A 26453-nucleotide genomic window follows, 5' to 3' on the forward strand; every position below is an offset into this window, starting at 1 on the left:
GCGGCAAAAAGCGATGATCCATATCTTATGCCGATTGGCCAGGAATCGAAGAGGCGCGACCGCCATCGAGTATGGCCTGATACTGTCGCTGGTCGTCCTGGCGATGATCGCCGCCTTGCAGGGGGTGGCCAGCACGACAACCGGCATGTGGAATAACGTGTCCGACAAGGTTCAGAACGCACATTGAGTCGGAGATCCGGAATATTTCGTTTCGGCTTTAAGCTTTTCTCAACCGACCTGGCCTACTGATTCGGACTGCTGGACGGGGGCATATCCTGGTTCAGCCGGGTGACTGAAGTAGTTCGAACCACTGGAGACCGGATATGAAGACCGTTCGCAAGATTTTCACCAACAAGAAGGGTGCCACCGCCATCGAGTACGGCCTGATCGCCGCGCTCATCGCCGTCGCCGCGATTGCCGCGATGCAGGGCCTGGGCAACCAGCTGAAGACCACGTTCAACAACGTGTCGTCTGGCATGAAGGGTTAAGCTCCAACGCTAGGAGCTGAAAAAGAGGGGCGGCGGAACTTCGGTTCCGCCGCCCTTTCTTTGTTGCGAACTCCTCTCCCGCTTGCGGGAGAGATCGGGTGAGGGTCTTCTTTCTTCTTCCAGGTCGCTCAAATCCAAAAAAGAAGTGAGAAGACCCTCACCCTCCCAGCGCTTCGCGGTGGGCCCCTCCCTCTCCCGCAGGCGCGAGAGGCGTAGTCACTCTCAGAGCCGGCCCATCGCAAGGAATTTGTCGCGGCGGTCGCGGCGCAGATCGTCCGGACCGAGATTGTGCAACCCGCTTAGTGCGTCCTCCATAGCATCGCCCAGCGCCGCGATCGCCTTGTCAGGATCGCGATGCGCACCGCCCAGCGGCTCGGACACGATCGTGTCGATCACGCCCAATGCTTTCAGATCTTGCGCGGTGACCTTCATCGCCTCGGCTGCGTCGGGTGCCTTGTCGGCAGTGCGCCACAGGATCGATGCACAGCCTTCGGGCGAGATCACCGAATAGACCGCATGTTCGAACATCAGCACGCGATTGCCCGCCGCCAGCGCGATCGCGCCGCCCGATCCGCCCTCGCCGACCACTGCTGCGATCATCGGTACGCCGAGCTTCAGGCACGCCTCGGTCGAGCGCGCAATCGCTTCGGCCTGGCCGCGCTCCTCGGCTTGAACGCCGGGAAAGGCGCCCGACGTGTCGACCAGGGTCAGCACCGGGAGGCCGAACCGGTCGGCGAGTTCCATCAAGCGGATCGCCTTGCGATAGCCTTCGGGCTTGCCCATGCCGAAATTGTGCTTGAGCCGGCTGGCGGTATCGTCGCCCTTTTCGTGGCCGATCACCATTACTTTCTGCTCGCGGAAGGTTGCGAAACCGCCGAGGATCGCCTGATCGTCGGCGAACGCGCGGTCACCGGCCAGCGGCATGAAATCCTCGAACAGGCCGGCGATATAATCCCCGAAATGCGGACGATCCGGATGGCGAGCGACCTGGGTCTTCTGCCACGGGGTCAGCTTGGCATAGGTCGCCTTGAGCAAGGCATCCGACTTGGTCTGCAGCCGCTTGACCTCGGAATCGATGTCGATCGCGCCGTCCGAAGCGGTGTCGCGAAGTTCATCGATCCGACCCTGCAGCTCAGCGATCGGCTTCTCGAAATCAAGAAAGGTAGCCATGGCCGGGCGGGTTAGGCCCGCCTCGGGGCAACGTCAACGAGCGGGTGACGGGTGTTGACCAACTCGATCAGCCGTTTGCTGTCGACATGCGTGTAGATTTCGGTCGTCGCGATGTCGGCATGCCCCAGCATCGCCTGGAGCGCGCGCAGATCCGCACCGCCTTCGAGGAGATGGGTGGCGAAGGCGTGGCGCAGCACGTGCGGGCTGACGCGGTCGGGCGGAATGCCGGCATCGGCGGCAAGCGCCTTGATCAACTGATAGAGTCGGATGCGCGACAAATGCGTCTTGCCGGAGGGAAACAGCCACGGCCGGTCGCTGGCGACGTGTGCACGCCACGCAGCCACCGCAGCGCGCGCCCGATCGGAAACCGGCGCCAGCCGCTCACGACCGCCTTTGCCCTTCAGGATGATATAGGGCCGGTCGGGCTGAATGGCATTGCGCGGCAGCGAGACGAGTTCGGTTGCGCGCAGCCCCGATCCATAGAGCAATTCGATCAACGCGGAGAGGCGCAGGTCGTTGGGGTCCGGCGGAATCCGTGCTTGCCGCTCGGCGATCGCGGCGAACAGGCGATCGATATCCTGATGACTGAGCACCTTGGGCAGCGGTCGCCGCGCGCCGGGCCGCGGCAAGGCGGCACCCGGATCGTCGGCGCGATGTCCTTCATCGGCCAGGAACGCGAAGAACCGGCGCAACGCCGCAGCCTTGCGCGCGACCGTCGCGTGCGAAAGATCGCGCCAGCTGTTCCCCAGCCGTTCGACGTCCTTCACCTCCGCGGACGCCAACCGCCCGGCCAGCACCTCGGAGGCCAGCCGCAAGTCGCTGGCGTAGGCGGCGACCGTGTTCTTGGCGGCGCCGACCTCCGCCACCAGCATTTCGAGAAAGCGCTCGATCAGCGCGCGGTCGTCAAGGCCGGTCGCGGCCATTAGGGTGCAGACCCGTTACTAATGAGGTCGAGACGTCCCACCGCTTCGCGGCAGCCATGTCCGGGCGCTGTGGCGCGTCGGAGCACTCGAACGGGGGGAAACCCCCGTTCTTCGCGCCCCTCCTCCCACAGCATCCCGGACATGGCTGTCTCGATCCTCATTAGTAATGGGTCTGCACCCTAGGCCCGGGTCACGGCCTCGGCCGCAACCATCCGCGCGGTGCTACCGAGGCCCACGATCCGCAACGCATTGACGATGTGGAACAACGCCGCGGGAGATACGCCGCGCCAATCCTGCGTCTGTAAACCGACCGCGCTCAGCACCAGCACTTCGCCCGGACGGCCTTGCGCCGCGGCGCGATCGATCGCGCGGGTCCAGACATTGTCGCTTTGCACATCGGCGCCATAGCTTTGCGCCACCGCCGGATCGAGCCTGGCCAGGCCGGCAAGCGCGGCCGCGAACATCCGCTGTTTGGCGGCGTCACCCGAAAAGGCGCCGACATCTCCCGAGCCATAACGCGCATTGCTGTCGGGATCGGATACCAGGATCAGCGCCCAACCCAGGCTGCCCCGCGCCACCGCATTGCGCCATCGCGCCGCGGATCGATCGAGCCCGGCGCTGAGCATCGAGGCGACCAGCTGGTCGCTGCCATCGGTCTTGGCTGCAACCGGAATGCGTTTTGCCGCGCGCGCCGTCAGGACCAGCCGGCCATAGCCGGCCAGGCCGTTATTATTCTGGCCCCAAAGCCCACGCAGCGCGCCGAGCCGCGCGTCGCGCGATCCGCCTGTATAGGCGGTGCGCAAATCGCTCGCGACGCCGTTCGCCGGATTGCCCTGATCGTCGCCCGCATCGATCAGGCCGTAGAGATCGACCAAGGCCAGGTTGGAGAGAACGCCCTGGGCGGCCGCCTGATCGGCGAATTGCGAGCGCTCGACCGGCGTCTCCTGCGGCGCCAGCACTTGCCAATAGCGCATCTGCGGGCCGGTACCTTCGAACAACGGATCGGGAATCTTTTCGCCCGCCGCCATCGCCAGCCCGTAGCGCCATGTATTGATATTGCTGACGCCGTCCCATTCGATCACCACGTCGCCCTTGCTCGACCCGCGTCCGGCGATCTTCTGCGCCAGTGCCAGATCGACCCCCGCGGCGACGCGCTTGGCCTGGTTCATCAATGGCGTCGCCAGGCTCGGCGTCGAGGACAGGGACGCGCACATCGCGCGCGCCAGCACCCAGCTTGGTTCGCTCGATACCTTGACCGCATCGTTGGCCAGCGGACACATCGCACCGACATCGCCGGTCGCCAACGCGGCCTGCATCGCGACCTGATAGAGTTTGGGCGTGTAATCCTGCGGGTCGACCGACTGCACCATCGCGCGCGCGCCGACCGATTCGCCCATGCGCAGCAACAGCCAGGCGCGCTCGGCGGCGAAATCGGCACCGTTGACGTTTCGCGGCGTCGAGATCGGCTGCAGCAACAGGCGGCGCAGTGCTATCGACACCCAGCGCGACGCGATCGGCGCGCGCGTGTCGCGCATCAGCCGCTCGATATAGCGGCCATCGGCATTGCCGAACGCGCCGGGATTCATCATCCGCTCGGCGGTCGGCAGGATGCCGATCATCGCCAGATCGCGGCGCGACGATTCGGGTAAGGTGTAATGCACCTGGCCGGGTGTCGCGGCCGGTGTCGGCGCCGCGATCGGCAGCCCGGTCAGCGGATCGATGGCGGCGGGCGCGGGTAGTGGCAACGCCGGAGCGGCCGTATTGGCCGTCGGCGCCACGCCGACGGCAGGAGACGTCACCGGCGCGGGCGCAGGGGCCGGAGCCGGTGTCGGCGCAGGAGTCGAGGCGCGCGGCGATGGGCGCGGCGCCGAAACAGGCGCGACCGGTTGGTCGAACCCTGGCGGCAGGATCGATTCGGGCTTTTTCTGCGCGAGCGCGACGCCACCCGCGGCGAGCAGCGCTATCGCCAGCGCTGACGCGCCGACGCTAGCCCTGGAGATTCGCAAGCGAGACCGCCTTTTCCACCCGGGTCTGCTGCGTCTCGTGCGCCCGCCCCGACAGGAAGAACATTCCCCCCACCAACAGCACCAGCACGACGATCAGCACCACCAACATTCGCGACATGCGACAATAACCTCTACAGACTTTCGGCGTTCAATCCGGCACGCCGCCCGGCTCGGCGCTTGTGCCCGAGCGTGCGGTGCGCTGTATAGCCCCCAAACCCATGTTGCAAAGCGCTCCTCCCTTTCTTTCCTGGACCGGCAAGCCGATCGTGCTCGTCGGGTTGATGGGCGTCGGCAAGTCGACCGTCGGCCGTCGCCTCGCGGCGCGGCTGCATTTGCCCTTCGCCGACGCCGATACCGAGATCGAGGAAGCCGCCGGCATGACCGTCAGCGAGATCTTCGAAAAATTCGGTGAAGCGTATTTCCGCGACGGCGAACGCCGCGTCATCGCCCGCCTGGTCGACGGCAAACCCAAGGTAATCGCCACCGGGGGCGGCGCGTTCATCAACGACGAGACCCGCGCGCTGATCCTGGATCAGTCGATCGCGATCTGGCTCGACGCGCCGACCCGGATCCTGGCCGAACGCGTCGGCCGCCGCGATACCCGCCCCTTGCTGCGCAACCGCAATCCGCGCGAGGTGCTCGACGAACTCGCCGCCGTCCGGAATCCGATCTATGCCCAGGCTCCGATTCGGATCGCCAGCGACCAGGCGCCGCACGAATCGGCCGTCAACGCCATCCTGAAAGCCCTCGATCTGTGACCATCGTCCCCGTTTCGCTCGGTTCGCGCAGTTATGACATCGTGATCGAGCGCGGGCTGCTCGGCCGCGCGGCCGAGCATTTGAAGCCATTGTCGCGTGGGCGGTCGATGGCGATCGTCGGCGACGCCAATGTCGCGCCGCATCTCGCCACGCTGCAGGCCGCGCTCGCCGCCGCGGGCGTTGCGAGCGAGGCGATCGTGCTGCCGCCCGGCGAAGGCACCAAGAGCTGGGCACAGCTTGAGGCGGTAACCGACCAGTTGCTCGCACACGGCGTCGAGCGCGGCGATCATGTCATCGCGCTGGGCGGCGGCGTAGTCGGCGATCTGGTCGGATTCGCCAGTTCGATCGTCAAGCGCGGCTGCGGCTTCGTCCAGATACCGACCACCTTGCTCGCCCAGGTCGACAGTTCGGTCGGCGGCAAGACGGCGATCAACACGCGCGCCGGCAAGAATCTGATCGGCGCGTTCCACCAGCCCGGGCTGGTGCTGATCGATCCCGACGTGCTCGACACCTTGCCCGCCAGGGAAACCCGCGCCGGCTATGCCGAAGTCGTCAAATACGGGCTGATCGACGATTTCGCCTTCTTCGAGTGGTGCGAGACCAATGGCGGCAAGCTGCTCGCCGGTGATCCCGAGGCACGCGAATATGCCATCGCGCATTCGGTCGGCGCCAAGGCACGCATCGTTGCCGAGGACGAACGCGAAACGACGGGCAAGCGCGCCTTGCTCAATCTCGGCCATACGTTCGGCCATGCGCTGGAAGCCGAGACGGGCTTTTCCGATCGCCTGCTCCATGGCGAAGGCGTTGCCGCCGGCATGGCGTTGGCCTTCGCCTATTCGGCGCGGCGTGGGCTGTGTCCGGGCCAGGACGCCGAGCGCGTCGCCGCGCATCTGCGCGCGGTCGGCCTGCCCGACGGGATCAAGGCGGCAGGCATCTCAGCAAGCGGCGCGACCTTGGTAGACCATATGCGCCACGACAAGAAGATGGACGCGGGCACCCTGCCCTTCCTGCTCGCGCGCGGGATCGGCCGGACCTATCTCGACCATTCGGTCGACCTCGCCGATGTCGAGGCGTTTCTCGACGCCGAGCGGTGACCAGAAAGCACCTCGTTCGCGTTGCGTTGCTGACGCTGGGGTGCGTCGTTTATCTGCCAGCGATGGTCTTGATGACCATCCGCGTGGCGGGACCGATCGAGCTCCAGGCGCTGTTCGACTGGCTGACCGGACGCTGCGTCAGCGATTGCGACGGTTGGAACGTGCTGGCGACGGCAATCCAGATCGCGCCGATCATTGTCACCGGGCCGGTGCTGGCCTGGATCGGCATTATCTGGGTGCGTCGAGGGCGACGCTCCGATCGCGAGGCCGAAGCGATCGCCAGCCATTTCGACACCGCGCCCGAGCGCGTCTCTCCGCATGCGATCGAGGAAGACGAGGATCGCTACCTCTACCGCGACCGCCAGGGGCGACTTCGCCCGGTTTATGCCCCGCCCGCTCCATCACCGAAGCGCGATACACATCGCTGATTACCGGGTATCATCGCCGTAATGTCATAGGGGGGAGAGTGCATGCTTCTGGCCAGTTTGCTCGCATTTGCCGGCACCGATGCTGTATTGGCCCCCTCAGGAAAATGGACCGTCGACTACCGCGCCGACAAGTGCGTGGCATCCCGTCCATTCGGCACCGAACCCATCACCTATCTGACACTCCAGCCATTCGTGTCGCTAGATATCAAGGGCGCGACGCTGATCGTCGTCGCGCCCGACACCGAGGGAGGTGGCGTCCAAAACGGAAAGGCGAAGATCTCACTGCGACCTACGGGCACGACAAAGACGCTGGACTATATCAGCCGCCAGCCCCAACCAGATGGGGCGAGAAGCTATGAAATGTCGCTGGATCCCGATTTGATGGCTCAGATCGGCCAAGCGACGAGCTTGGCAATCGATGCCGGGAAGGAATCCGTCACGCTGGAGACGGGGAAGCTTCAGCCGGTGATCGACGCGGCCGAGAAGTGCAATGATGACCTCATGCGAAGCTGGGGAGTCGATTTGGCGGCCAGGGCCGCGCCGGTAGGCAATCCTGGCGAGTGGTTTACCGATAATGACTATCCTCCCGCAGCGGCCCGGCGGCACGTTCAGGGGAATGCGGTAATCGTCCTGACGGTCGACCCCGACGGTAGGGTAAAGGGGTGCCGCATCGTGGCCACCACGGGTGCCCCGGATCTCGACGACGGGACCTGTGAGCGCGCCAGGACACACGCCCGTTATGTCCGCAAGGACGGGGGAGACCGTTTTTCGGTTCTAGGAGTCCATTGGGTGCTACCCGCTTGGCGATAACCTGCGCGATATTTGGCATCACGTGCCGTTGCGGACCACGCTCCACGCCAGCCACAGCCAACCCGCGATCAACGCAAGCCCACCCAATGGCGTGATCGCGCCGAACCAACGCGGCGCGCCGAGCGCCATCAAATAGAGGGTGCCGGCAAAGATCAGTCCGCCGATCACGAACAGCGCCGCCGGCCCCTTGGCCGCCATCTTCAACGCGACCAACGCGGCAACTGCGTGAACGAGCTGATATTGCCCGCCGGTCTTGAGCCACTCCGCCGCCTGCCCGGTCGCGCCATGCGCACCGAAAGCGCCTGCACCGACTGCCAACGCACCCGACAAGGCGGCCAAAATCGCGATCCAGTTCATGGTTCCTGACCTCGTCCCAATTCCTCGGCACCCACCGGTTCGGACGCGGCGTCGGCATCGACCGCAAGCTCACGGCGGGTCGCGGCGAAAATCTCCTCGCGCTCGTCACTGGTGATGATGCGGTCGCGCGCGGCGCGAACGTCGCCGGTTTCGTATTGGAGCTTCAACCGCTCCTTGTCGCGGGCGCGGTACATGTCCTCGGCGCGCTCGGCCTCGGCGGGATCGATATCGATCGCCGCCATCGCCATCCGCCCCATCTTGATCGCCGACTCCATCACCTCGCGTACCACCCCGGCGACCGGCGAGCCCTTGAGCTTGATCAGCGCGCGCCGGTCATAGGTGCGCGCGAAGATCGCCGCCTTGGGGAAAGCTTCATGCACCCCCTCGATCAAATCGGCGTCGAGCTGGTCCCCGTCGATGCAGAACAGGATAAGTTCGGCCTCGCTCGCGCCCGCCTGGCGCAACAGATCGAGCCGGGTACCGTCGCCATAATAGACCTTGGCGCCGAAATCGGCGGCGACGTCGATCATCTCGATATCGGTGTCGATCAGCGTCACCGGCACGCCGGCGGCGATCAGCATCTGCGACACGGTCTGGCCGAACCGGCCATAGCCAACCACCAGCGCATTGGCGCCGTCGGCGCGCGGGCCCTCGCGGTCGCCGGTCACTTGGGGCGCCTCGCGGAATCGCGCGGTCACCATCATCAGGAACGGCGTCGTCGCCATCGACAAGGTGACCACCGCGCTGAACACGCTGACGGCCGCAGGCTCGATCAGGAACGCGCGTTGCGCCTGCGCGAATAGGACGAAGCCGAATTCGCCGCCCTGGCTGAGCAACAGGCCGAGCGCCAGCGCACCCCGCCAGTTCATGCGGAACGCCATGCCTATCGCAAAGATGATCGCCGCCTTGGTCGCGATCAGCGCGAGCGCCATGCCGATGACGAAGAACGGGCGATCGGCAATCACGTGGAGATCGAGCAACATGCCGACCGCCAGGAAGAACAGCCCGAGCAGGATCGATCGGAACGGCTCGACATCGGCTTCGAGCTCATGGCGATACGGCGAATCGGCCAGCATCACGCCGGCGACAAACGCGCCCAAAGCGGTCGACAAATGCAGATATTCCATCACCGCTGCCGATGCGGTGACCGTGAACAAGGCGGCGAAGACGAACATCTCGCGCTCGCCGAGATTGCCGATCACGCGGAATAACGGCCGCAACAGATACCGGCCCGCGAGAACCAGCCCGGTAATCGCCAGCACGGTATAAATGAACAGCAGATAGCCCGGCGGCCCCTGCTGATCCGCCGGATTGCGCGACAGGATCGTCACCAGCGTGATCAGCGGCACGATCGACAAGTCCTGGAACAGCAGGACGGCGAAGGCGCGTTCGCCGAACGGCGTGCGCAGCCGCCCGGCCGATTGCAGCATCGGCAGCACCTGTGCCGTCGAGGACAGAGCCAATGGCAGGCCGAGGACCAAGGCGGCCTGCCACGAAAATCCGGCGACGCCGTGGACGATCAACGTGACCGCGAGCCCGCAGGTCAGCACCTGGATCAGACCGATCGCGAAGATATCCTGCTTCATCTTCCACAGGCGCGATAAATTGAGTTCGAGCCCGACGATGAACAGCAGCAGCGTGATGCCAAGTTCGGCGACGCTGATCTTTCCTTGCGCGTCACCGATCAGATTGAGCGCCTGTGGCCCGATCAGCGCACCGGCGACGAGGAAGCCCAGGGTCGCGCCAAGACCAAGACGGCGAAACAACAGGACGAATACCATCCCGACGCCGAGCATGACGACGCCATCGCGGAGCATCGATGCGCCGTGCATCAGGCGTCGTGTCCGGTCGTCGACGCCGCAGCGATGGTCGCCGCTTCCGCCGCGGCTTCAAACGCCAGGCGAATCGACGGGTGGCGCGCGGTGACCGTCAGCGCCGGGGTGAAGATGTCGAGGTCTGGCCAACCCGGGGCCGGCCCCTCTCCCGCCAGCCACGCCGTGAGTTCGTCGCGTGCCGTTGCGAGATCAGCCGGTGTCTTTCCAAGGATATTGGCGGCTAGCAGCGAGGACGATGCCTGGCCCAGCGCGCAGGCACGCACCAGCATCCCAACCTCGCTGACGCGGCCATCGGCCAGATTGACGTCGACGGTCACCCGGCTGCCGCAAATCGGCGAGCGTTTTTCGCTCGATCCCATCGGTTCGACGAGGCGCTGGTGATGCGGGATCGACGCTGCGAGCCGCAAAATTTGGGTGTTGTAGAGCGGCGCGTTCATCGCACCAGCATGTAGGCTAGCGTAACGAAAAGCGCGACCCCTTCGGGGCGGTTGGCGCGCTGGTTTTAACGCGGAGGACGTGAACGATGCGGTCCGGCCTTGCCGGTCTTAACAGGAACCGGAGCATCGTTCGCGTTTCCGGCATCGTCGGCGTTTCCGGTGGCGTCGCTGGCATTGTCGCTGCCGAACATCGGCTGCCCCTTGCGGCGCTTGGCGACGAAATCGGCGACGAACGCACTGGTCGCATTGAGCAACGGATAGGTGCGGGACTTCGTCAGCCAGCTCGGGCGCTGCTTGGGCCCGCCGTCAATCGTATCATAGACCAAGACCAGCAACAGAAAGGCGAGGCTGGCGAGGATCAGGCCCTTGAGCGCGCCGAACCCGAATCCCATCGCGCGGTCGAGCGGGCCCAGGATCGATTGCTTGGTCCGCCTGCCCATCGCCCGCGCCAGCATCCGCCCGCCGAAATAGGCGATGCCCGCGATCAGCGCGAAGGCGAGAATCGCCGCGCCCGAACTCGTCCCGACGATCGCGGTCAGCGCCGTCGTCAGGGGTGTGTGCAGCGCCTTCAGCGCGAACACCACAAGCACCCAGGCAAGCAGCGACAGCACCTCGGTCACGAAACCGCGCCACCAGCCGAGCGCCGCGGCCGCGCCGACGCCCAGAAGGACGGCGATATCTAATCCAGTCAGCCCCATACCCGGCCCGACAGCTAGCCCCGACCCAGCATATGGTCAACGAGTTGACCGAGCGTGCGGAAACCACTGATCTTGATTCCGCTCTCGCTTTTGGTCGACGCGGGACCCAGCGCGCGGTCGAACCCCAGCTTGGCGGCCTCCTTCATCCTGAGCGGCGCGTGCGCGACCGGTCGCACTTCTCCCGATAGCGCGATCTCACCGAACGCGACCGCATCGGCCGGCACCGGCCGCTCGCTCAAGGCGGAGATCAACGCCGCCGCGACCGCGAGATCCGCCGCCGGATCCTGTACGCGATAGCCGCCGGCAATGTTGAGATAGACTTCGCAGGTCGAGAAGCTGAGTCCGCAGCGCGCCTCGAGCACCGCCAGGATCATCGCCAAACGGCCCGAATCCCATCCAACGACCGCGCGCCGCGGCGTCGCGCCCGAGGCGAGCCGGACGACCAGCGCCTGAATCTCGACCAGAACCGGCCGCGTGCCCTCCAGTGCCGGGAAGACCGTCGCGCCGGTCATTCCCTCCTCGCGATGCGTCAGGAACAAGGCCGACGGGTTGGCGACTTCGTTCAGGCCGGACGTCTCCATCGAGAACACGCCGATCTCGTCCGTCCCGCCGAAGCGGTTCTTGATCGCGCGAAGGATGCGATATTGGTGGCTGCGCTCGCCCTCGAAGCTCAGCACGGTATCGACCATATGTTCGAGCACGCGCGGACCGGCGATGCTGCCGTCCTTGGTGACATGTCCGACCAGCACTACCGCGCTGCCGCGTTCCTTGGCGAAGCGGATCAGTTCCTGCGCCGACGCGCGCACCTGACTGACCGTGCCCGGCGCGCCCTCGATCAAGTCCGAATGCATCGTCTGAATCGAATCGATCACCAGCAAGGCCGGCCGCAGCCCCTGCCCGAGGGTCGTCAGGATATCGCGAGTCGAGGTCGCGGCGCCCAGTTCGACCGGGGCGTCGCCCAGCCCGAGCCGTCGTGCGCGCAGCCGCACCTGATCGGCCGCTTCCTCTCCCGACACATAGACGACGCGCTCTTCACGCCGCGCCAGACACGCCGCCGCCTGCAGCAACAGCGTCGACTTGCCGATCCCCGGATCGCCACCGATCAGGGTCGCCGATCCTTCGACGAACCCGCCGCCCAGCGCACGATCAAGTTCGGCGATCCCCGTCACCAGGCGATCGGGTAGCTTGACCTCGGCATCGAGCCCGATCAGCGCGATTGCGCGCCCGCCCGATTGCAGGTTGTGCTTGGCCTGGAACGGCGTGACATTGCCGCCGACCTCCTCGACCAACGTATTCCACTCGCTGCAATCGACACATTGCCCCTGCCAGCGGGTCGCGACCGATCCGCAAGCCTGACAGACGTAACGCTTCTGGGGTTTGGCCATGCGGGATGCTTATCCGAAACGGAACGATTAGGGAACATCGATATTCCCCTGCCCTTAAAAGGTTCGTTGCCTGGCGATTAGCTTGCTGGCCGCGCCGGGATCGTCAGACCCTTCTGCACTGCCGGTCGGGCCAGCCCGCGATCGAGCCACGCCGCGACATTCTTGAAGGTGTCGAATTCGACGAGATCGCGCGCTTCGTAGAAACCGATCAGGTTCCGCACCCACCCCAAGGTCGCGATGTCGGCGATCGTATAGTCGTCGCCCATGATCCAGGCGCGACCCTCCAGTCGCCCATCGAGCACGCCGAGCAGCCGCTTGCTTTCCGCGACGTACCGGTCGCGCGGGCGCTTATCCTCATAGTCCTTGCCGGCGAATTTGTTGAAAAAGCCGAGTTGGCCGAACATCGGTCCGACGCCGCCCATCTGCCACATCAGCCAGGCGGTCGTCTCCCATCGCGCGGCGGGATCAGGGGGGATGAACTTGCCGGTCTTGTCGGCGAGATAGAGCAGGATCGCGCCGGTTTCGAACAACCCCATCGGCTCGCCGCCGGGACCATCGGGATCGATGATCGCCGGAATCTTGCCGTTGGGATTGAGGCTTTCGAACTCGGGCGACTTCTGATCGTCGGTCGCGAAATCGACCAAATGCGCCTCATAAGGCAGCCCGATTTCCTCGAGCATGATCGTCACCTTGACCCCGTTTGGCGTCGGCAGGCCATAATATTGGATAACATTCGGGTCGGCCGCGGGCCATTTCCGGGTGATCGGGAAGGACGAAAGATTGGGCACGCGGCACCTCCTCGGGCTGACGATTGGCGAGTAGATAGGCAAGCCGCCCGCGCACCGCTATGGGCATGGGATGCAACCAGGCGATCTTCGTGTCGCGCTGTTCAGCGGTAACTACAATTACACGCGGGACGGCGCCAATCAGGCGCTCAATCTGCTAGTCGGGCATTTGCTCGATCGCGGGGTGCGGGTGCGCGTCTATTCGCCGACCGTCGACGAGCCCGCCTTTGCGCCGACCGGCGACTTGGTCAGCGTGCCTGCAATCCCGATGCCGGCCGGCCGCGCGGAATATAAGTTGGCGCGCGGCTTGCCGAAAAAGGTGCGCGCCGACCTGGAGGCATTCGCCCCCAACCTCGTCCACGTTTCCGCGCCTGAAATCCTCGGCCATCGCGCGGTTACCTGGGCGCGCCGGCACAACATCGCCTCGGTCGCCTCGTTCCACACGCGGTTCGATACCTATCCGCGATATTATCATATCGGCTTTTTGGAGCCGCTGCTGATCAAGATGATGACGCGCTTCTACAACCGCTTCGACGAAGTGGTGGCGCCGTCGAACTCTGTCGCCGACCTGATCCGATCATGGGGCGTGAGTACGCCGGTCAGCATCTGGTCGCGCGGGGTCAACCATGACCGTTTCAACCCCGGCCGCCGCGATCTCGCCTGGCGTCGCGCGCTGGGCATCGCCGACGATGAAGTGGCAGTCGGCTTTCTCGGCCGGCTGGTGCTCGAAAAGGGGCTCGATATTTTCGCTGACGTGGTCAACGAGCTCAGCCGACGCGGTGTTCGCCACAAAGTCCTGGTCGTCGGCGACGGCCCCGCGCGCGACTGGTTCGCCGATCGCGTGCCCGACGCGGTGTTCGCCGGCTTCCAGAGCGGCGACGACCTCGGCCGCGCGGTGGCCGGGATGGACGTGTTCTTCAATCCCTCGGTCACCGAGACGTTCGGCAACGTCACCTCGGAAGCGATGGCGGCGGGCGTTGCGGTGGTCGCGGCGCGCGCAACCGGCGCGGTCGACCTGGTCGAGGAGGGAGTCAACGGCTTCCTGGTCCCGCCACGCGACGTCAATGCCTATGCCGACGCGATCCAACGGCTGATCGAGGACGATTCGCTGCGCGCATCGGCCGGCGCATCGGGACATGCCAAGGCCCAGGCCTATGTCTGGGGTCCGGTCAACGAAGTGGTGCTACAGACCTATCTCGACGTGATGGCGCGGCGCGACGGCGCCTGAACCCCGGGATCGAGTCCGAGATCCCGCCCGATCGCCTCGATATCGGCGCCAGCGGGCACCAGGCGCCACGTGCCGGGACGCCTGGTATCGATCAACGTCACCGCGCCTTTTGGACAGACGCCCAGGCATTTGACCTCGATCAGGCCGACCGGCGATTTGCGTCCCTTCTTGAGCCCGAAGCGCTTGCGCAGCGCCTTGCCTAGGCTGGTCCTGCCCTTGCGCCCGAACCCGCCGTCGAGCTTCTTCGAGCATTTGGAGCAGACCAGGATCGCACCCGCCCAGCGGCTCTCGAGTCCGCGACCCAACGCGCCCAGTTCCTGGGTGATTAACTCGTCGGACGCCACGCCCGGTTTTCCTCGGCGGCGCGCAAGACGTCATAGGCAGCCTGGATCGCCTGAAAGCGCTTCGCGGCTTCCTCGTCTCCCTGGCGCACGTCGGGATGCCATTCCTTGGCCAGCTTGCGCCACGCGGTTCGGACCGCGTCGAAATCGGCGTCCGAATCGAGTTCGAGCACGTCAAGCGCGCGCATTTCGTCGCGCGACCGGCTGCCGTCGCCCGATCCGCCCCAACCATAATGCCGCGCCTCGGCATAACCGTTCGCCGTGCGCGTCTCCGCCGCCTCGCGTTCGGCCGCTTCTTCCGCGCTCAGCCCCTCAAAATAGTTCCAGCCGCGATTATACTCGGCGGCGTGGTCCTGGCAGAAATACCAGCGCTCCGGGCTGTTGGGTGATTTGGGCGCGGGGCAATTGCCGGGCTGATCGCAGCCATGACGATCGCACATCCGCACGCGCGTTGCCTCGCGCGTCGAGCCGTAACTGCCCCAGCGGGGAAAGCCCCAGTTGTCGGATCGGGTCGGACGCGCCATCCCGCGGGACATAAGGACTGAGCGCCCGAGTGCAAGCGCGCTCAGTTGCGCATCGTGAACCTCACGCGTTGGGTGATCCCGCCACATCCGATCTCGCCATCTGGGCGGAAGGCCTTTTCATAGCGCGCGGTCTTGAGCGTGTCGTCACCCGCCTTGGTGAAAATGAATGGCGGATAGGAGATGACTGCCCGCTGGTTAACTGTTCGGCCATCGGCACCGACGTCGAACTGCACCGACACCCAGCCCTCGAACCCCCACAGCTTGGCTTCGTCGGGGAAAGTCCCGCCGACACCGAGTAAGCGCGGCGCCGAATCTATCAGCGAGCATTGCTCCGCCGTGGTGCCGGTCTGGGTATAAGCAGCCTTGGCGGCAGCGAGATCGCCGCGCTGGGTATAGATCGACGCCTTGCGGATCAGCGCGCCGACCTTGAAGCCATTCTCCGCGGGCAACGCCGCATCGGCTGCGACTTGATCGAGCAGCGCCAAGCTACGCTCCTTGTCGAATCCGCGCGACACGTCGGACATCATCAGGCGTAGCACCGCGCGAGCTTCGGGATCGTTGGCATAGGGTCCGCTCGTGGCGGCCGCTTCAAGACTGCGGAAATAGCGCCGGCCACCCCAACTGTCGGAGTTCTTACTCTGCCAACCTTTCAAATCGGCCGCCAGCCGCGCGATCGCCGGCGCCTTGTTGGCCGTCAGAATCGCGGCCTCGCGCTGCGCCAACCCTGCGGCCTCCTCGATTTGCAGCACCGAGTTGCGCGACAGCACGTGTAGGACCGGCACCAAAGCGAGAGCGTCGGCACCTTTGGCCTTTTCGAGATCGGCCAATTCCTTGCGTTCCTCGGCCAGCAAGGCGGCATCGGCACCGTCACGCTTCAACGGCGTATCGATCCCGCGTTCATCGAGCCATTTCGACAGCCTCTTGTCGAGATAATCGAGCAGCGACGGCTTGGGGAATTCGGTCGAACAGCGCAGTTCAACGCGTGCGCGATAGCGGAAGAAGGCAGGAAGCGCTTTGACCTGCTCCGGCGTCCAAGACCAGTTGCGCACCGCCCGGGCAAAGGGCAGCGCGACCTTTCCCCCGCGTGACGAATAAACGGGCGCTGCATAGCTGACCGCGCCATCGTCGGCGATCGAGAATTCGACCACCGCGGTGTCGTCGGGCCGCAGATCCGAGTCGCCGCCGCAATCGGGGGGCGTCATCTGTACAGCGGGGTCGAACGACCCGGCTTGAACGCGCCCCGCACCGGTATAGGCCATATATTTGCGGGCATCGTCACGGTCGCCCAGCATCATCGCCGCGATCGCGTAATTCGATCGCGCGGCGACATCGTTCAAGTCGGTTCTGCTGGTCAGTCCGCCAAGCAGTTTGACCGCCTCTCCGGCAGCAGTCCGCGCGCCCGCGAAATCGCCGCGATTGAGGAGCAACTGGCTTTCGACACGCTTGAGCGCCGCCCGCGACACATTGTCGACCGACTTGTCGGCGAGCCAAGGCTGGACGCGAGCGAGATCGGCGACAGCCGCGTCAGAGTCGAAAAACGTCTCCGTTTCGACTATCCCGCGCAGCGCACCGAGATGCTCGATCGGCGTAATCGCCAGTGCTTCGGCGCGGCGGTAATTGTCGGCTGCGGTCGCATAGTCCAGCGACGCTTCGGCCACCTTGGCGAGGACATTATAGCCCTGAATACGATCGTCGCGCAGCGCCGGCTCGGTTGCCGGCAAAACCTCGAGTGCAGCGCGCGTTGCTATCACCGCTTCGTCACGGCGATCGAGCCGATAGAGCGCAAGCCCCTTGCGCAGCCGGACGATGGCCAGGCTGCGCGGCTTGTTCGCGACGCGCGGTTCCAGCTTTTCCCAGGCGGCCAACGCTTCGAAATACTTGCCGCTATCCTGCAGCACCGTGGCGGCGTCGAATGCTTGTTGAATGGTGGGCGGCGGCGGGGTGGTATCCGCCAGCGCGAGCATCGGAACCATCGCAAGCACAGCCGCGCCGAGAAGCAGTCCCCGCATATTTCCCCCTGCTTTTGGCGCAGGTTAGCCGACATTCGACATCAGGAAAAGAGCGCCAGAGGGTCTGTAAGCCGGGTTCTGTCCACCGCTTGCGCGGATGGGCGACCATTCCTCTAGGACGACGCTTGCGCGCCGCCTCCAGCAACCAACCCGGGCGACGGGTGGGAACACACCCATATGCCGCCCCTATTCGGTCTTGCTCCCGGTGGGGTTTGCCATGCCGCCGCTGTCACCAGCCGCGCGGTGCGCTCTTGCCGCACCCTTTCACCCTTACCTCCCGGCGAACCGGGTTGGCGGTCTGCTCTCTGTGGCACTTTCCCTGGGGTTACCCCCGGCGGGCGTTACCCGCCACCGTCGTTCCGCGGAGCCCGGACTTTCCTCGGGGATGCAAGCATCCACGCGGCCGCCCGACCCTCTGGCAGTCGCGGCCTAGCGCGCCAATCGCCGAAAGGCCAGCCACGTCCAATAAATGCCCGCCGCACGATCAGCCGCCTGCATCGATTCGATTCGCACCTCGCGTTCCATCTGCAAGCCGTTCGCACTCGCCAGATCGATGGTCGCGGGCACCGATGCCTCGTGCAGGGTTTGGCTCGGCGCACTCGGCCCTTGTCGCAGCGAGATCAGGATCAGGCCACCGACCACCGCCAGATCGGCGATATTGGGCATCGATCGCGCACGGTCGGGATCGTCGAGGTGCTGCCACACAGCGGACAGCAGGACGACGTCGAATCTGCGCGCCGGTGCCGGCGAAATGGCAAGATCGGGCAGCGTGCCATCGCACCAGTCGATCCTGTCGGTCGCGTGTAGGGTCATCCCGACCTCGCGCAGCGCCGCAACGGGTTCGACCGCGGTCACCTCATATCCGCGCTGGCTGAGCCAGGCCGCGTCCCGGCCGGTGCCGGCGGCGATATCGACGATGCGCGCGGGCGGCGGTGGAAACATATCGAGGAAGGGTTCGAGCAACTTTTCGCTCGACACCGCTTCTGAGCGCTCGACGAACGAACCCGTCGTGGCGGCGGCGTACTCGTCGAGCACGCGCTCGATCGATCGCTTACTCATCGCCTTGCGGCTTGGGCAGCAGCAGCGCCAGCAGCAGACACCGGCACTCGCCGTCGATCTCCCCATCGATCAATTCGGGACGGAAGCGGCGCTGGAACGCGACCACCGCAGCGAGCTTGTCGGTGACTTCATAGCCGAACCGTTCGAGCGCGAGCAGGAAGCCGGCGTCGCTCCACAACGGGTCCATCAGGTTCTTGGTCGGGCGTGGCAGCGCGAGGCGCAGGCGCGCCAACTGAGCCCAGGGAAAGAGCTCGCCGGGATCCTGTTTCCTGGTCGGCGCGATGTCCGAATGGCCGACAATGTTGCCGCGGGTGATCTCGTAACGATCCTTGATCTCGGCGAGCAGCGGGATCAGCGCTTCGATCTGCGCGGGCGCGAACTCGCGATAGCCGAATTCATGGCCGGGATTGACCAACTCGATTCCGATCGAGGCCGAATTGACGTCGGTGATCCCGCGCCAGTGCGACTGGCCGGCGTGCCAGGCGCGCTTGTCCTCGGCGACCAGGCGGTGGATCGTCCCTTCTTCGTCGATCAGATAATGCGCCGACACCTCGGTCGCCGGATCGGTCAAGCGCGCCAGCGCGGCCTCCGCGCTTTGCATGCCGGTATAATGCAGCACGATCATGGAAACCGGCAGCTGCCGCTCGTTGAAATTGGGCGACGGGGTTTCGACGATGCTCACGCCCGCTGGATTGCGGCGAATGCGCCCGAAAGTAAACCGTCCCCGCTTCCGGAATCAGGCAGCCGCGGCGGCGGCCCAGTTCGGCTCGTACAGTCCGCGATAGCGTTGGCTGGGGCGGAAGGCGTCGGTCTGGCCGATCACCGTCTCACCCGCGCCGAGCACCAAAACCCCGTCGGGACGCAGCACTTGCGCGAGCCGCCCGAGTACCGCGCGCCGGATGTCGAGCGAGAAATACAACAGGACGTTGCGGCACAGGATGACGTCGAAGCGGCCGATCGGCAGCGAATCGGCGACCAGGTTCATTCGGCGGAACGAGACCATCCGCGTCAGCCCCGGATTGGCGATCCAGTCGCCATCGCTCGAATCGAACCACTGCATCATCCGCCGGATCGGCAAGCCGCGCTGGATTTCGAATTGGGTGTAATGCCCGGCGCGCGCCTTGTTCAGCGCCGATTCGGAGACGTCGGTGGCCAGGATCTCCGGCATTTGATGGTCGAGCTTTTCGGCGAACAACATCGCCAGGCTGAGCGGCTCCTGCCCGGTCGAGCACCCCGCCGACCAGATTCGAGGGCGTCGCGTATCAGGAATCGCCGACACCGCCTGTTCGACGATGTCGAACACCGCCGCGTCACGGAAGAACGAACTCTCCTGGTTGAGCAATTCGTCGACCACCCGGTCGGCGAGCGGCCCGCTGCGATCCGCGCGGATCGCAGCGGCAAGCTTCTCCAGCGTCTCGTGCCCGGTATCCCGCATGACGGGCTTCAGCGCGGTTTCAACGCGCCAGTTGCGGTTGGCGCCCATCTGCTGCCCGGTCCGCATCTCAAGGAGCGCGATGAATTCCGCTACCGCGCCGGCAGGGCGCGGGGTCAGCATGAAGGCCGCCGGCGGCGCGCGATCAATTGGCCGATCTCGTCCGGCGGCAGGATCGCGTCCGCCACTCCACCGGAAACCACGGCGCCAGGCATACCCCAGACCACCGAGGAGGCGCGGTCCTGCACGACGACGCTGCCGCCGGCGGCGGACAGCTGCCCCGCCCCGATCGCGCCATCGCGGCCCATCCCGCTCAGCATCACGCCGAGCGCTCGCGCGCCATAAACCTCGGCCACTGACTGCAGCATCGGGTCGACCGACGGCAGACAGCCACTGACCGATGCCGTGGTCGATAGACGGATCACCACGCCATCGCCCATCGCGACGCACCGCATATGGGCGCGACCCGGCGCGATCAGGATGCGGCCGGGACGCACGCGGACGCGATCCTCCGCCACCTCGCAAGGGCGATTGGCCAGCACCGCGACCTGCGCCGCGAAATAGGGCATGAACGATTCGGGCAGATGCTGGGTGATCAGGATCGGCAAACGGAACTCGGCAGGGATCGCCCGAAGCAATTGGCTGAGCGCATGGATGCCACCGGTCGAGGCGCCGATCGCGACAATATCATAGTCGTTCCCCGGCGCGCTGGCCGCCGCCGGGGTCCGCGGCGCAACGACCTCATCGGCCTCGACCAATCGGACAAGGCGTTCGTTGAGTTGATCGCCGAAGCGCCCGGCAAAGGCGCCGACCTCGGGTTTGACCAGCGTATCCGCCGCGCCCAACGCCAATGCCTGGATGGTAGACGCGGCGCCGTCGGCGCAGGCCGAGGACACGATCAGCACGCGGGCACCCTGCCCCGCCGCGATCAGGTCGGGCAAGGCGGTCAAACCGTCGACCCCGGGCATTTCGATGTCGAGCAGGATCACGTCGACGCGATGCCGCGCCAGGAACGCCAGCGCCGCCTTGGCGTCCTGCACGGCGCCAGCCACCAGGAAGCGGCCCCCGCCGTCAATCGCGCGCGAGATCACGGCGCGCGCAACCACCGAATCGTCGACGATCAGGACCGAGGGCGGTGCCTCAAAATCGGGAAAAGGCTTGCTCGCCACCACGGCACCGAGGCGCTTACGCCAGGCCGACGATTTGGAGCTTCGATTCCAGCGTTTCGCGATCGAACGGCTTCATCACATATTCGTCGGCGCCCGCTTCGATCGCGGCGCGGATATAGGCCATGCCGTTCTCGGTCGTGCAAAACACCACCTTGGGCCGGCTCGACAGCGCGGTGTCGCGAAGCGCACGCAGGAAATCCATCCCGCTCATCACGGGCATGTTCCAGTCGAGCAGGATCACGTCGGGAACCGAGGCCATGCAGCTGTCGAGCGCCTCCTTGCCGTCGGCGGCCTCGCTCACCTCGAAATTCAACGTCTCGAGGATATGGCGGGCGACCTTGCGGATCACCTTGGAATCATCGACAACCAGACACGTCTTCATGACCGAAACACCCCATTACTAGGCCCATTGCAGGGCTTACCCGCCAAACCGTGATCACCGGGTTAATTGATTGCATTCGCGTCGTTTGATGGTCCGTGGACGAGCGCGGTGAGATCGATTGCCAGAATCGGCTCGCCATCGCGCTCGACCGCGCCGCAACCGGCCTGGCGCCACCCGGCGTCGAGCCCGATCCCCGACGGCAACGGCGCGGCGACGAACGGCGCGACGTCCTCCAGGCTATCGACCAGCACGGCATAATGATGCCCGTCGACCACCGTGATGACCGCCCGCGATCCGGCGATCGCGAGCTTGGGCAGGCCGAGCGCGGCATGCGTATCGATGACCGTCACCACCCGGCTGCGCAACGCGGCCAGCCCGCGAATGTGGGGTGCTGCACGCGGCGTCGGGACGACCGCACCGATATCGACCACCGATTCGACCTGGGCCGAATCGATCGCGACCCCGCGGCCGGCGATATGCGCGATCAGGAAAAGCTGTTCGCTCATGCCACATTCACCCGTTTGGCGACCGCCGCGAGCAATCCGGCGCGATCGTAGCGATAGACGCGGTCGTCGCCGCCGGTGTCGCGCCGGTCATTACTGAGACGAAGCACCCGACCGTCGCGTGCCGCGGCCGGCGTCGCGTCGGTGGTCAGTATCACGACGGGCTGCTCATCCGCGCTCGCCTTGGTCGAAACACGATATCCGGCTTGCTCGAGTACCGGCTTCAGGAACGTCGCGATCCAGCTGTCGGACTGGCTATCGATCAGGCAGAGCGGCGCCCCTGGCCGGACGATATCCAGCGCATCGGGACCAAGCAGCCATTGCGGATCGATCAGTTCGACCTGTTCGTCGCCGATCACGACGACGCCGAGGATCGGCCCCGGCTGCGCCGACGGGGAGATGTCGGCCGGAATGGCGACGATATCGACCGGCTCGGCGATCGCATAGGCGATCTCGGCATCGCCATCCTTGATCCTCAACACCGCGAGTTGGGCATGTCCTTCGATCTCGCCGAGCGCGGCGAGCGGCACGATCCGATCGTCGACCAGCAAGCGCATCCGGCCACCGCTGAACCGCACGTTGGAAGCGTCGATCGTCTCGACACGGTCGACGATCGCCAGCGGTACCGCACGGCGGCGACCATCGAGATCGTCGAACAGCAGCGCGTCGGCCGAGATCGCCTCGGGCTCGATCGCCTCCTCATCCTGTTCGACCGTCGTATCGCGTGAAAAATTGATCCCGGCCGCCGCGGCGACCCCGGCGCAATCGAGCAACAGCATCGGCGAGCCGCTGTCGGGCAAGGTCTGGCCGGCATAGATGCCTGTCGCCATCACCGCCGGCGAGGCTGGCTTGATCACCAATTCCTCGTGATCGAGCACCGAATCGACCGCGACCGCGAAACTGCCGCCGCTGGCGCTGATGATCGCCAGCATGTCGGCCGACATCGGATCGGTGGCGCGCAAACCCAGCAATGCGGCGAGATCGACCAGCGGCATCCGGCGATCGCGCACCGTCGCAGCGGGCGTATCGCCCAGCAGGTCGACGCGGATCGTATGGCCGGAGACATGGACGATCTCCTCGATCGCCTGGCGCGTGACCGCGAAACGCTGGCCGGCGATGCCGATGACGATCGCGGGGATGATCGACAGCGTCAGTGGCACGTGGATCAGGATCCGCAGGCCGCGGTCCTTGGCGTTGACCAGATCGATTCGCCCGCCAATTTGTTCGATATTGGCGCGCACGACGTCCATCCCGACGCCTCGGCCGGAAATCGCGGTAACCTCGTCCTTGGTCGACAGCCCGGGTTCGAAGATCAGGTCGAGCTTGGCGCGTTCGCTCAGGATCGACAGATCGCGACCGCGCGACTGGCCCGACGCGGTGAGTTTCTGAACCAGCCGATCGGTATCGATCCCGCGACCGTCGTCAGCGACTTCCAGGATGATCTGATTACCCGACTGGCGCGCGGAAACGACCAGCCGGCCGACTTCGCGCTTACCCAGGGCGCGTCGTTCCGCGGCGCTTTCGATACCGTGGTCGATCGAATTGCGGATGATATGGACGAGCGGGTCGCGCATCATCTCGATCATCTCGCGATCGAGTTCGACGTCGGATCCCTCGATCTGGAGCTGCACCGACTTGCCGACTTCGGCCGCGGTGTCGCGCACCATGCGCGGCAAGGCAGAGAACAGCGCATCGACCTTCTGCATGCGCGTCCGCGTAACGGTATCGCGCATCTCCGCCACTGTCAGCGACAGGCGGTCGAGCGCGGCTTCGATCGTCGGGTCGACATTCTGGTCGCGCATGCGGCGCGCGAGTTCGTTACGCGCCAGCACCATATCGGACATGCCCGACATCATGCGGTCGAGCAGATCGGTCGACAGCCGGACGCTGCGATTGGCGACGCGCTGACCGGTGGGTGCCTGTTGCGCGGCGGGGGCGACCGCTTCCGCGCCCGCGTTGAGCGCCGCGATCAGCAATTCCTCACCGCTATCGTCGAGCGCGGCACCTGCGTCGATCGCCTCGACGATCTCGCCGATGCGGTCGACGATCGCCAGCACCGCAGTCACCAGTTTCTGATCGGGGCTCCGCTCGCCCGAGCGTACTGCGGCAAGGACGTCCTCCGCGGCGTGGCTGAGACGCGCCAGGCGCGGTAGATCGAGGAAGCCGCAGCTTCCCTTCACGGTATGGACGAAACGGAAAATGGCATCGAGTCGCGCGCGGTCAGCCGGATCGGCTTCCCACGCGACGATCTCGCCCGAGAGCGCATCTAGCGTCTCGCGCGTTTCGGCAATGAATTCCTGGAGCAGATCGTCCATGGGTCCCCGGGCTTGATGCGCGGGCCGACCTTGGACGAGCAGTGGTAAAGGAGACGTTTACCCGGCGCGAATTGTCACGCCGAACAGCAGCACGGGGGCATCGGGCTCGGAAATCTGCACACTACCGTCGCCATCGCTGACCAACGAATGGATCAGATAGGCGGCCGCGGCGCGTGGAGTGATAACCGTATCGCCCTGTTGCCCGAGCAAGGTGGTGCGCAATTCCTGGTCGAGCACCAGTCGTGGCCCTTCGGCGCGCACCACGATCTCGATATTGCCCGCATTCTCCTCGGCACCGATATCGAGCTGCCCACCGCGCACCAGCGCGTCGCCGGCAATCAGCGCCAGGTTGAGCAGCACCTTGGTCGCGGGCTTGGGCAGAGTCGCTTCCTCGACCATCCAGCCGATCGTCAGCTTGGCGTTATCGCCAAATAATCCCTCGATCGCCGACCGCGTCTCGCGCGTATCGACCTTCTCGCCGAAGCCACCCGCCGCCCCGAAGGCAAGACGGAAGAATTTGAGCTTGTTGGCCGACGCTCGCGCGCTTTCGTTGAGCAGTTCCAGGCAGCGCGCGCGCATTTCCGGGTCATGCTCGTCGGCGAGCAATTCGAGGCCGTTATTGAGCGCGCCCACCGGGCTCAGCAGATCGTGGCACAAACGCGAGCATAACAAGCTGGCGAAATCGACCGAGGTCATGGTCATTAGGGACGTTTCTTTCCTATCGTTACTTGCCTTCTGACGTAGCGGGGCGCTGCCCGCAACACCCCTTCCGCCACATCGGGCAGGGGCGGTTGTCCGCAAGCCCCAAAAGCCGACTGGTCAATCACTTGAGTCGAACGCCCGTTTGGTCTGGTTCGATCCGCTTACCGATACGTAGGTCGAACCTCACTGGATCGAACCTGCCATGGATCTCGCCACCCTCGACAGCGCGCCAGAGCAGTGCTCCCTCGCGCCCCGCGATCAACCACAATTTGCCATCGGGCGCCGCCATCGCAGCATCGCGCTCGGACGGCGTCGACGGCCCTTGCGGGTGGGTGTGGAAGAAACCTAGAACTTCGAGCCCGCCTTTCCGACGGGAATTGCGATAGGCAGCTATCAACGCCGCCGGGTCGATCTCGAAGGTCGTGAAAGGGTCGCCGGCGACGTTCGCTGTATGGTCGATACGCGTGACTCGGTTGCCCCGTCCCAGCAGAATGCCGCATTTCTCATCGGGGGGCCCGAATTGACCGTCAATATGCGATGCGATCCATACCGATCGCAGGACTGTCAGCAGCGCCGCACTTGAAATTTCCAACCTCATTCCCATCTTCCTACACGAATGGTTCCGGGGGTTTCCATCATCGAAGCAGTGGTTTCGGGCGCGGCCAAAGGCTGGCGGCTCGATCGGGCGCTGGCGGATGCCGTGCCCACATTGTCACGCGAGCGGCTGAAGGCGCTGATCTCGTCGGGCGCGGTCAGCGATCCGTCGGGCGCGCTGATGCGCGACCCTGCCCGCAAGCTCGTCGGCGGCGAAACCTTCACCGTTACCGTGCCAGTTCCCCGGCCCGCGCATAACGAAGCGCAGGACATCCCGCTCGACATCGCGTTCGAGGATGAGCATCTGATCGTGATCGACAAGCCCGCCGGGCTCGTCGTCCATCCCGCGGCCGGCAATTTCGACGGCACGTTGGTCAACGCCCTGCTTCATCATTGCGGCGGCAGCCTGTCGGGGATCGGCGGCGTCGCACGGCCCGGGATCGTCCATCGCATCGACAAGGATACGTCCGGCCTGATGGTCGCGGCCAAGACCGATCGCGCGCATGAGGGTCTCGCCAAGCAGTTCGCCGACCATTCGATCGACCGCCGCTATCGCGCGCTGGTCTCGGGTCATCTGGCGACCGCCAGCGGTACGGTTGACGCCCCGCTCGCGCGCAGTCCACAGAACCGCAAGAAAGTCGCGATCGTCCGAACCGGCAAGCGCGCGGTGACGCATTGGCGCAAGATCAAGAGCTTGCACGAAGCCGACCTGGTCGAATGCAAGCTGGAGACCGGCCGCACTCATCAGGTGCGCGTGCACATGGCGTCGATCGGTCACCCCTTGATTGGAGACCCGGTTTATGGTAGAACAAAACAGGTTCACAGGAAGGTTCTGGAAACCCTGAATTTCCGCCGCCAGGCATTGCACGCGGCGCATCTCGGGTTCATCCACCCCATCACAAGAAACGCTTTGTCGTTCGATAGCGAAATCCCAGCGGACATGCGGGAACTCTTCGATACACTCAGCGATTGAGTTTTGTTGCAGTGCGGCATGCCGCCTTTTCAAGGGGCAGGCCGTCTG

The 26453-nt window shown here is 65.3% G+C and carries 30 protein-coding genes and 1 other RNA gene; 8 read left to right on the top strand and 23 right to left on the bottom strand.

The genetic code is table 11. The features are described from left to right. Positions 1 to 13: 13 nt before the first annotated feature. Both SMA01S_RS11510 and SMA01S_RS11515 read left to right on the top strand, forming a co-directional pair. Positions 14 to 187: a Flp family type IVb pilin gene (locus SMA01S_RS11510; protein WP_066821848.1), complete on the top strand. Its 174-nt coding sequence runs from the start codon at positions 14 to 16 to the stop codon at positions 185 to 187. A gap of 136 nt (positions 188 to 323) precedes the next feature. Beyond that, complete coding sequence (locus SMA01S_RS11515; protein ID WP_066821851.1) at positions 324 to 488, top strand: Flp family type IVb pilin; 165 nt, start codon at positions 324 to 326, stop codon at positions 486 to 488. A gap of 222 nt (positions 489 to 710) precedes the next feature. On the opposite strand, the gene SMA01S_RS11520 is transcribed toward SMA01S_RS11515, so the two are convergent. The 4 genes from SMA01S_RS11520 to SMA01S_RS24840 all read right to left on the bottom strand — a co-directional run bounded on the left by SMA01S_RS11520 (position 711) and on the right by SMA01S_RS24840 (position 4705). After that, positions 711 to 1658, bottom strand: a complete 948-nt coding sequence (locus SMA01S_RS11520) for an acetyl-CoA carboxylase carboxyltransferase subunit alpha (RefSeq protein WP_066821854.1) — start codon at positions 1656 to 1658, stop codon at positions 711 to 713. An 11-nt stretch (positions 1659 to 1669) separates the two neighbouring features. Beyond that, on the bottom strand, positions 1670 to 2581 hold the full coding sequence (locus SMA01S_RS11525) for a tyrosine-type recombinase/integrase (protein WP_066821857.1): 912 nt from the start codon (positions 2579 to 2581) through the stop codon (positions 1670 to 1672). A 179-nt stretch (positions 2582 to 2760) separates the two neighbouring features. Continuing rightward, positions 2761 to 4587, bottom strand: coding sequence for a hypothetical protein (locus tag SMA01S_RS11530; protein ID WP_066821864.1), 1827 nt, complete (start codon positions 4585 to 4587; stop codon positions 2761 to 2763). Further along, complete coding sequence (locus tag SMA01S_RS24840; RefSeq protein WP_169804227.1) at positions 4568 to 4705, bottom strand: hypothetical protein; 138 nt, start codon at positions 4703 to 4705, stop codon at positions 4568 to 4570. Before SMA01S_RS24840 ends, SMA01S_RS11530 begins: the two co-directional genes overlap by 20 nt. A gap of 100 nt (positions 4706 to 4805) precedes the next feature. Here SMA01S_RS24840 and SMA01S_RS11535 point away from each other — a divergent pair, with 100 nt between their 5' ends. The 4 genes from SMA01S_RS11535 to SMA01S_RS11550 all read left to right on the top strand — a co-directional run bounded on the left by SMA01S_RS11535 (position 4806) and on the right by SMA01S_RS11550 (position 7677). Beyond that, complete coding sequence (locus SMA01S_RS11535; RefSeq protein ID WP_066821867.1) at positions 4806 to 5345, top strand: shikimate kinase; 540 nt, start codon at positions 4806 to 4808, stop codon at positions 5343 to 5345. After that, positions 5342 to 6439: a 3-dehydroquinate synthase gene (gene aroB / locus SMA01S_RS11540; protein ID WP_066821870.1), complete on the top strand. Its 1098-nt coding sequence runs from the start codon at positions 5342 to 5344 to the stop codon at positions 6437 to 6439. The genes SMA01S_RS11535 and aroB overlap by 4 nt, the downstream gene beginning before the upstream one ends. Positions 6440 to 6501: 62 nt before the next feature. Continuing rightward, positions 6502 to 6867, top strand: coding sequence for a hypothetical protein (locus tag SMA01S_RS11545; protein ID WP_218016881.1), 366 nt, complete (start codon positions 6502 to 6504; stop codon positions 6865 to 6867). A 42-nt stretch (positions 6868 to 6909) separates the two neighbouring features. Further along, a complete protein-coding gene (locus SMA01S_RS11550) occupies positions 6910 to 7677 on the top strand; it encodes an energy transducer TonB (RefSeq protein WP_066821875.1) in 768 nt (255 codons plus the stop codon). Between the two features lie 18 nt (positions 7678 to 7695). Here SMA01S_RS11550 and SMA01S_RS11555 read toward each other — a convergent pair whose 3' ends face one another. The 6 genes from SMA01S_RS11555 to SMA01S_RS11580 all read right to left on the bottom strand — a co-directional run bounded on the left by SMA01S_RS11555 (position 7696) and on the right by SMA01S_RS11580 (position 13177). Beyond that, entirely contained in the window at positions 7696 to 8034 is a 339-nt protein-coding gene (locus SMA01S_RS11555) for a DUF423 domain-containing protein (protein WP_066821877.1), read from the bottom strand. Next, positions 8031 to 9851 (bottom strand): cation:proton antiporter domain-containing protein, encoded by a 1821-nt coding sequence (locus SMA01S_RS11560; RefSeq protein ID WP_439654308.1) that lies wholly within the window; start codon positions 9849 to 9851, stop codon positions 8031 to 8033. Before SMA01S_RS11560 ends, SMA01S_RS11555 begins: the two co-directional genes overlap by 4 nt. Positions 9852 to 9865: 14 nt before the next feature. Beyond that, positions 9866 to 10306 carry an iron-sulfur cluster assembly scaffold protein gene (locus tag SMA01S_RS11565; protein ID WP_066821879.1) on the bottom strand — a complete coding sequence of 147 codons (441 nt, stop codon included), beginning with the start codon at positions 10304 to 10306 and terminating at the stop codon, positions 9866 to 9868. A 65-nt stretch (positions 10307 to 10371) separates the two neighbouring features. After that, positions 10372 to 11004: a CvpA family protein gene (locus SMA01S_RS11570; protein WP_066821881.1), complete on the bottom strand. Its 633-nt coding sequence runs from the start codon at positions 11002 to 11004 to the stop codon at positions 10372 to 10374. A 14-nt stretch (positions 11005 to 11018) separates the two neighbouring features. Continuing rightward, positions 11019 to 12389, bottom strand: coding sequence for a DNA repair protein RadA (radA, locus tag SMA01S_RS11575; protein WP_066821884.1), 1371 nt, complete (start codon positions 12387 to 12389; stop codon positions 11019 to 11021). Positions 12390 to 12466: 77 nt separating this feature from the next. Beyond that, the gene (locus SMA01S_RS11580; protein ID WP_066821887.1) at positions 12467 to 13177 is read right to left on the bottom strand and encodes a glutathione S-transferase N-terminal domain-containing protein; all 711 of its coding nucleotides are present in this window, start codon (positions 13175 to 13177) and stop codon (positions 12467 to 12469) included. Between the two features lie 70 nt (positions 13178 to 13247). Between SMA01S_RS11580 and SMA01S_RS11585 the strand changes: the two genes are divergently transcribed. Continuing rightward, positions 13248 to 14402 (top strand): glycosyltransferase family 4 protein, encoded by a 1155-nt coding sequence (locus SMA01S_RS11585; protein WP_066821890.1) that lies wholly within the window; start codon positions 13248 to 13250, stop codon positions 14400 to 14402. Here the strand turns inward: SMA01S_RS11585 and SMA01S_RS11590 are convergent. The 13 genes from SMA01S_RS11590 to SMA01S_RS11650 all read right to left on the bottom strand — a co-directional run bounded on the left by SMA01S_RS11590 (position 14366) and on the right by SMA01S_RS11650 (position 25436). Beyond that, positions 14366 to 14746: a (2Fe-2S) ferredoxin domain-containing protein gene (locus SMA01S_RS11590; RefSeq protein WP_245649247.1), complete on the bottom strand. Its 381-nt coding sequence runs from the start codon at positions 14744 to 14746 to the stop codon at positions 14366 to 14368. The genes SMA01S_RS11585 and SMA01S_RS11590 overlap by 37 nt on opposite strands. After that, positions 14728 to 15267 carry a J domain-containing protein gene (locus SMA01S_RS11595; protein ID WP_066821893.1) on the bottom strand — a complete coding sequence of 180 codons (540 nt, stop codon included), beginning with the start codon at positions 15265 to 15267 and terminating at the stop codon, positions 14728 to 14730. Before SMA01S_RS11595 ends, SMA01S_RS11590 begins: the two co-directional genes overlap by 19 nt. A gap of 41 nt (positions 15268 to 15308) precedes the next feature. Further along, positions 15309 to 17276, bottom strand: coding sequence for an energy transducer TonB (locus tag SMA01S_RS11600; protein WP_066821896.1), 1968 nt, complete (start codon positions 17274 to 17276; stop codon positions 15309 to 15311). A gap of 51 nt (positions 17277 to 17327) precedes the next feature. Continuing rightward, positions 17328 to 17695, bottom strand: an RNA gene (gene rnpB / locus SMA01S_RS11605) — RNase P RNA component class A. Positions 17696 to 17705: 10 nt separating this feature from the next. Further along, complete coding sequence (locus SMA01S_RS11610) at positions 17706 to 18335, bottom strand: class I SAM-dependent methyltransferase (RefSeq protein WP_066821899.1); 630 nt, start codon at positions 18333 to 18335, stop codon at positions 17706 to 17708. Beyond that, positions 18328 to 19017 carry an N-acetylmuramoyl-L-alanine amidase gene (locus SMA01S_RS11615; protein ID WP_066821902.1) on the bottom strand — a complete coding sequence of 230 codons (690 nt, stop codon included), beginning with the start codon at positions 19015 to 19017 and terminating at the stop codon, positions 18328 to 18330. The genes SMA01S_RS11610 and SMA01S_RS11615 overlap by 8 nt, the downstream gene beginning before the upstream one ends. Before the next feature lie 54 nt (positions 19018 to 19071). Then, a complete protein-coding gene (locus SMA01S_RS11620; protein WP_066821905.1) occupies positions 19072 to 19890 on the bottom strand; it encodes a CheR family methyltransferase in 819 nt (272 codons plus the stop codon). Beyond that, positions 19884 to 20936, bottom strand: coding sequence for a chemotaxis-specific protein-glutamate methyltransferase CheB (gene cheB, locus SMA01S_RS11625; protein ID WP_066822017.1), 1053 nt, complete (start codon positions 20934 to 20936; stop codon positions 19884 to 19886). Before cheB ends, SMA01S_RS11620 begins: the two co-directional genes overlap by 7 nt. 16 nt (positions 20937 to 20952) lie before the next feature. Further along, positions 20953 to 21318, bottom strand: coding sequence for a response regulator (locus SMA01S_RS11630; RefSeq protein ID WP_066589882.1), 366 nt, complete (start codon positions 21316 to 21318; stop codon positions 20953 to 20955). Positions 21319 to 21380: 62 nt separating this feature from the next. Then, on the bottom strand, positions 21381 to 21824 hold the full coding sequence (locus tag SMA01S_RS11635) for a chemotaxis protein CheW (protein ID WP_066821908.1): 444 nt from the start codon (positions 21822 to 21824) through the stop codon (positions 21381 to 21383). Beyond that, positions 21821 to 24136 carry a chemotaxis protein CheA gene (locus SMA01S_RS11640; RefSeq protein WP_066821911.1) on the bottom strand — a complete coding sequence of 772 codons (2316 nt, stop codon included), beginning with the start codon at positions 24134 to 24136 and terminating at the stop codon, positions 21821 to 21823. The genes SMA01S_RS11635 and SMA01S_RS11640 overlap by 4 nt, the downstream gene beginning before the upstream one ends. A 57-nt stretch (positions 24137 to 24193) precedes the next feature. Continuing rightward, complete coding sequence (locus tag SMA01S_RS11645) at positions 24194 to 24838, bottom strand: histidine phosphotransferase family protein (protein WP_066821914.1); 645 nt, start codon at positions 24836 to 24838, stop codon at positions 24194 to 24196. A 121-nt stretch (positions 24839 to 24959) separates the two neighbouring features. Then, positions 24960 to 25436 (bottom strand): M67 family metallopeptidase, encoded by a 477-nt coding sequence (locus tag SMA01S_RS11650; RefSeq protein WP_084250254.1) that lies wholly within the window; start codon positions 25434 to 25436, stop codon positions 24960 to 24962. A gap of 18 nt (positions 25437 to 25454) precedes the next feature. Here SMA01S_RS11650 and SMA01S_RS11655 point away from each other — a divergent pair, with 18 nt between their 5' ends. After that, complete coding sequence (locus SMA01S_RS11655) at positions 25455 to 26405, top strand: RluA family pseudouridine synthase (protein ID WP_066821917.1); 951 nt, start codon at positions 25455 to 25457, stop codon at positions 26403 to 26405. Positions 26406 to 26453: the final 48 nt, after the last annotated feature.

It is taken from the genome of Sphingomonas mali NBRC 15500, assembly GCF_001598415.1.
Taxonomy (GTDB): Bacteria; Pseudomonadota; Alphaproteobacteria; order Sphingomonadales; family Sphingomonadaceae; genus Sphingomonas; species Sphingomonas mali.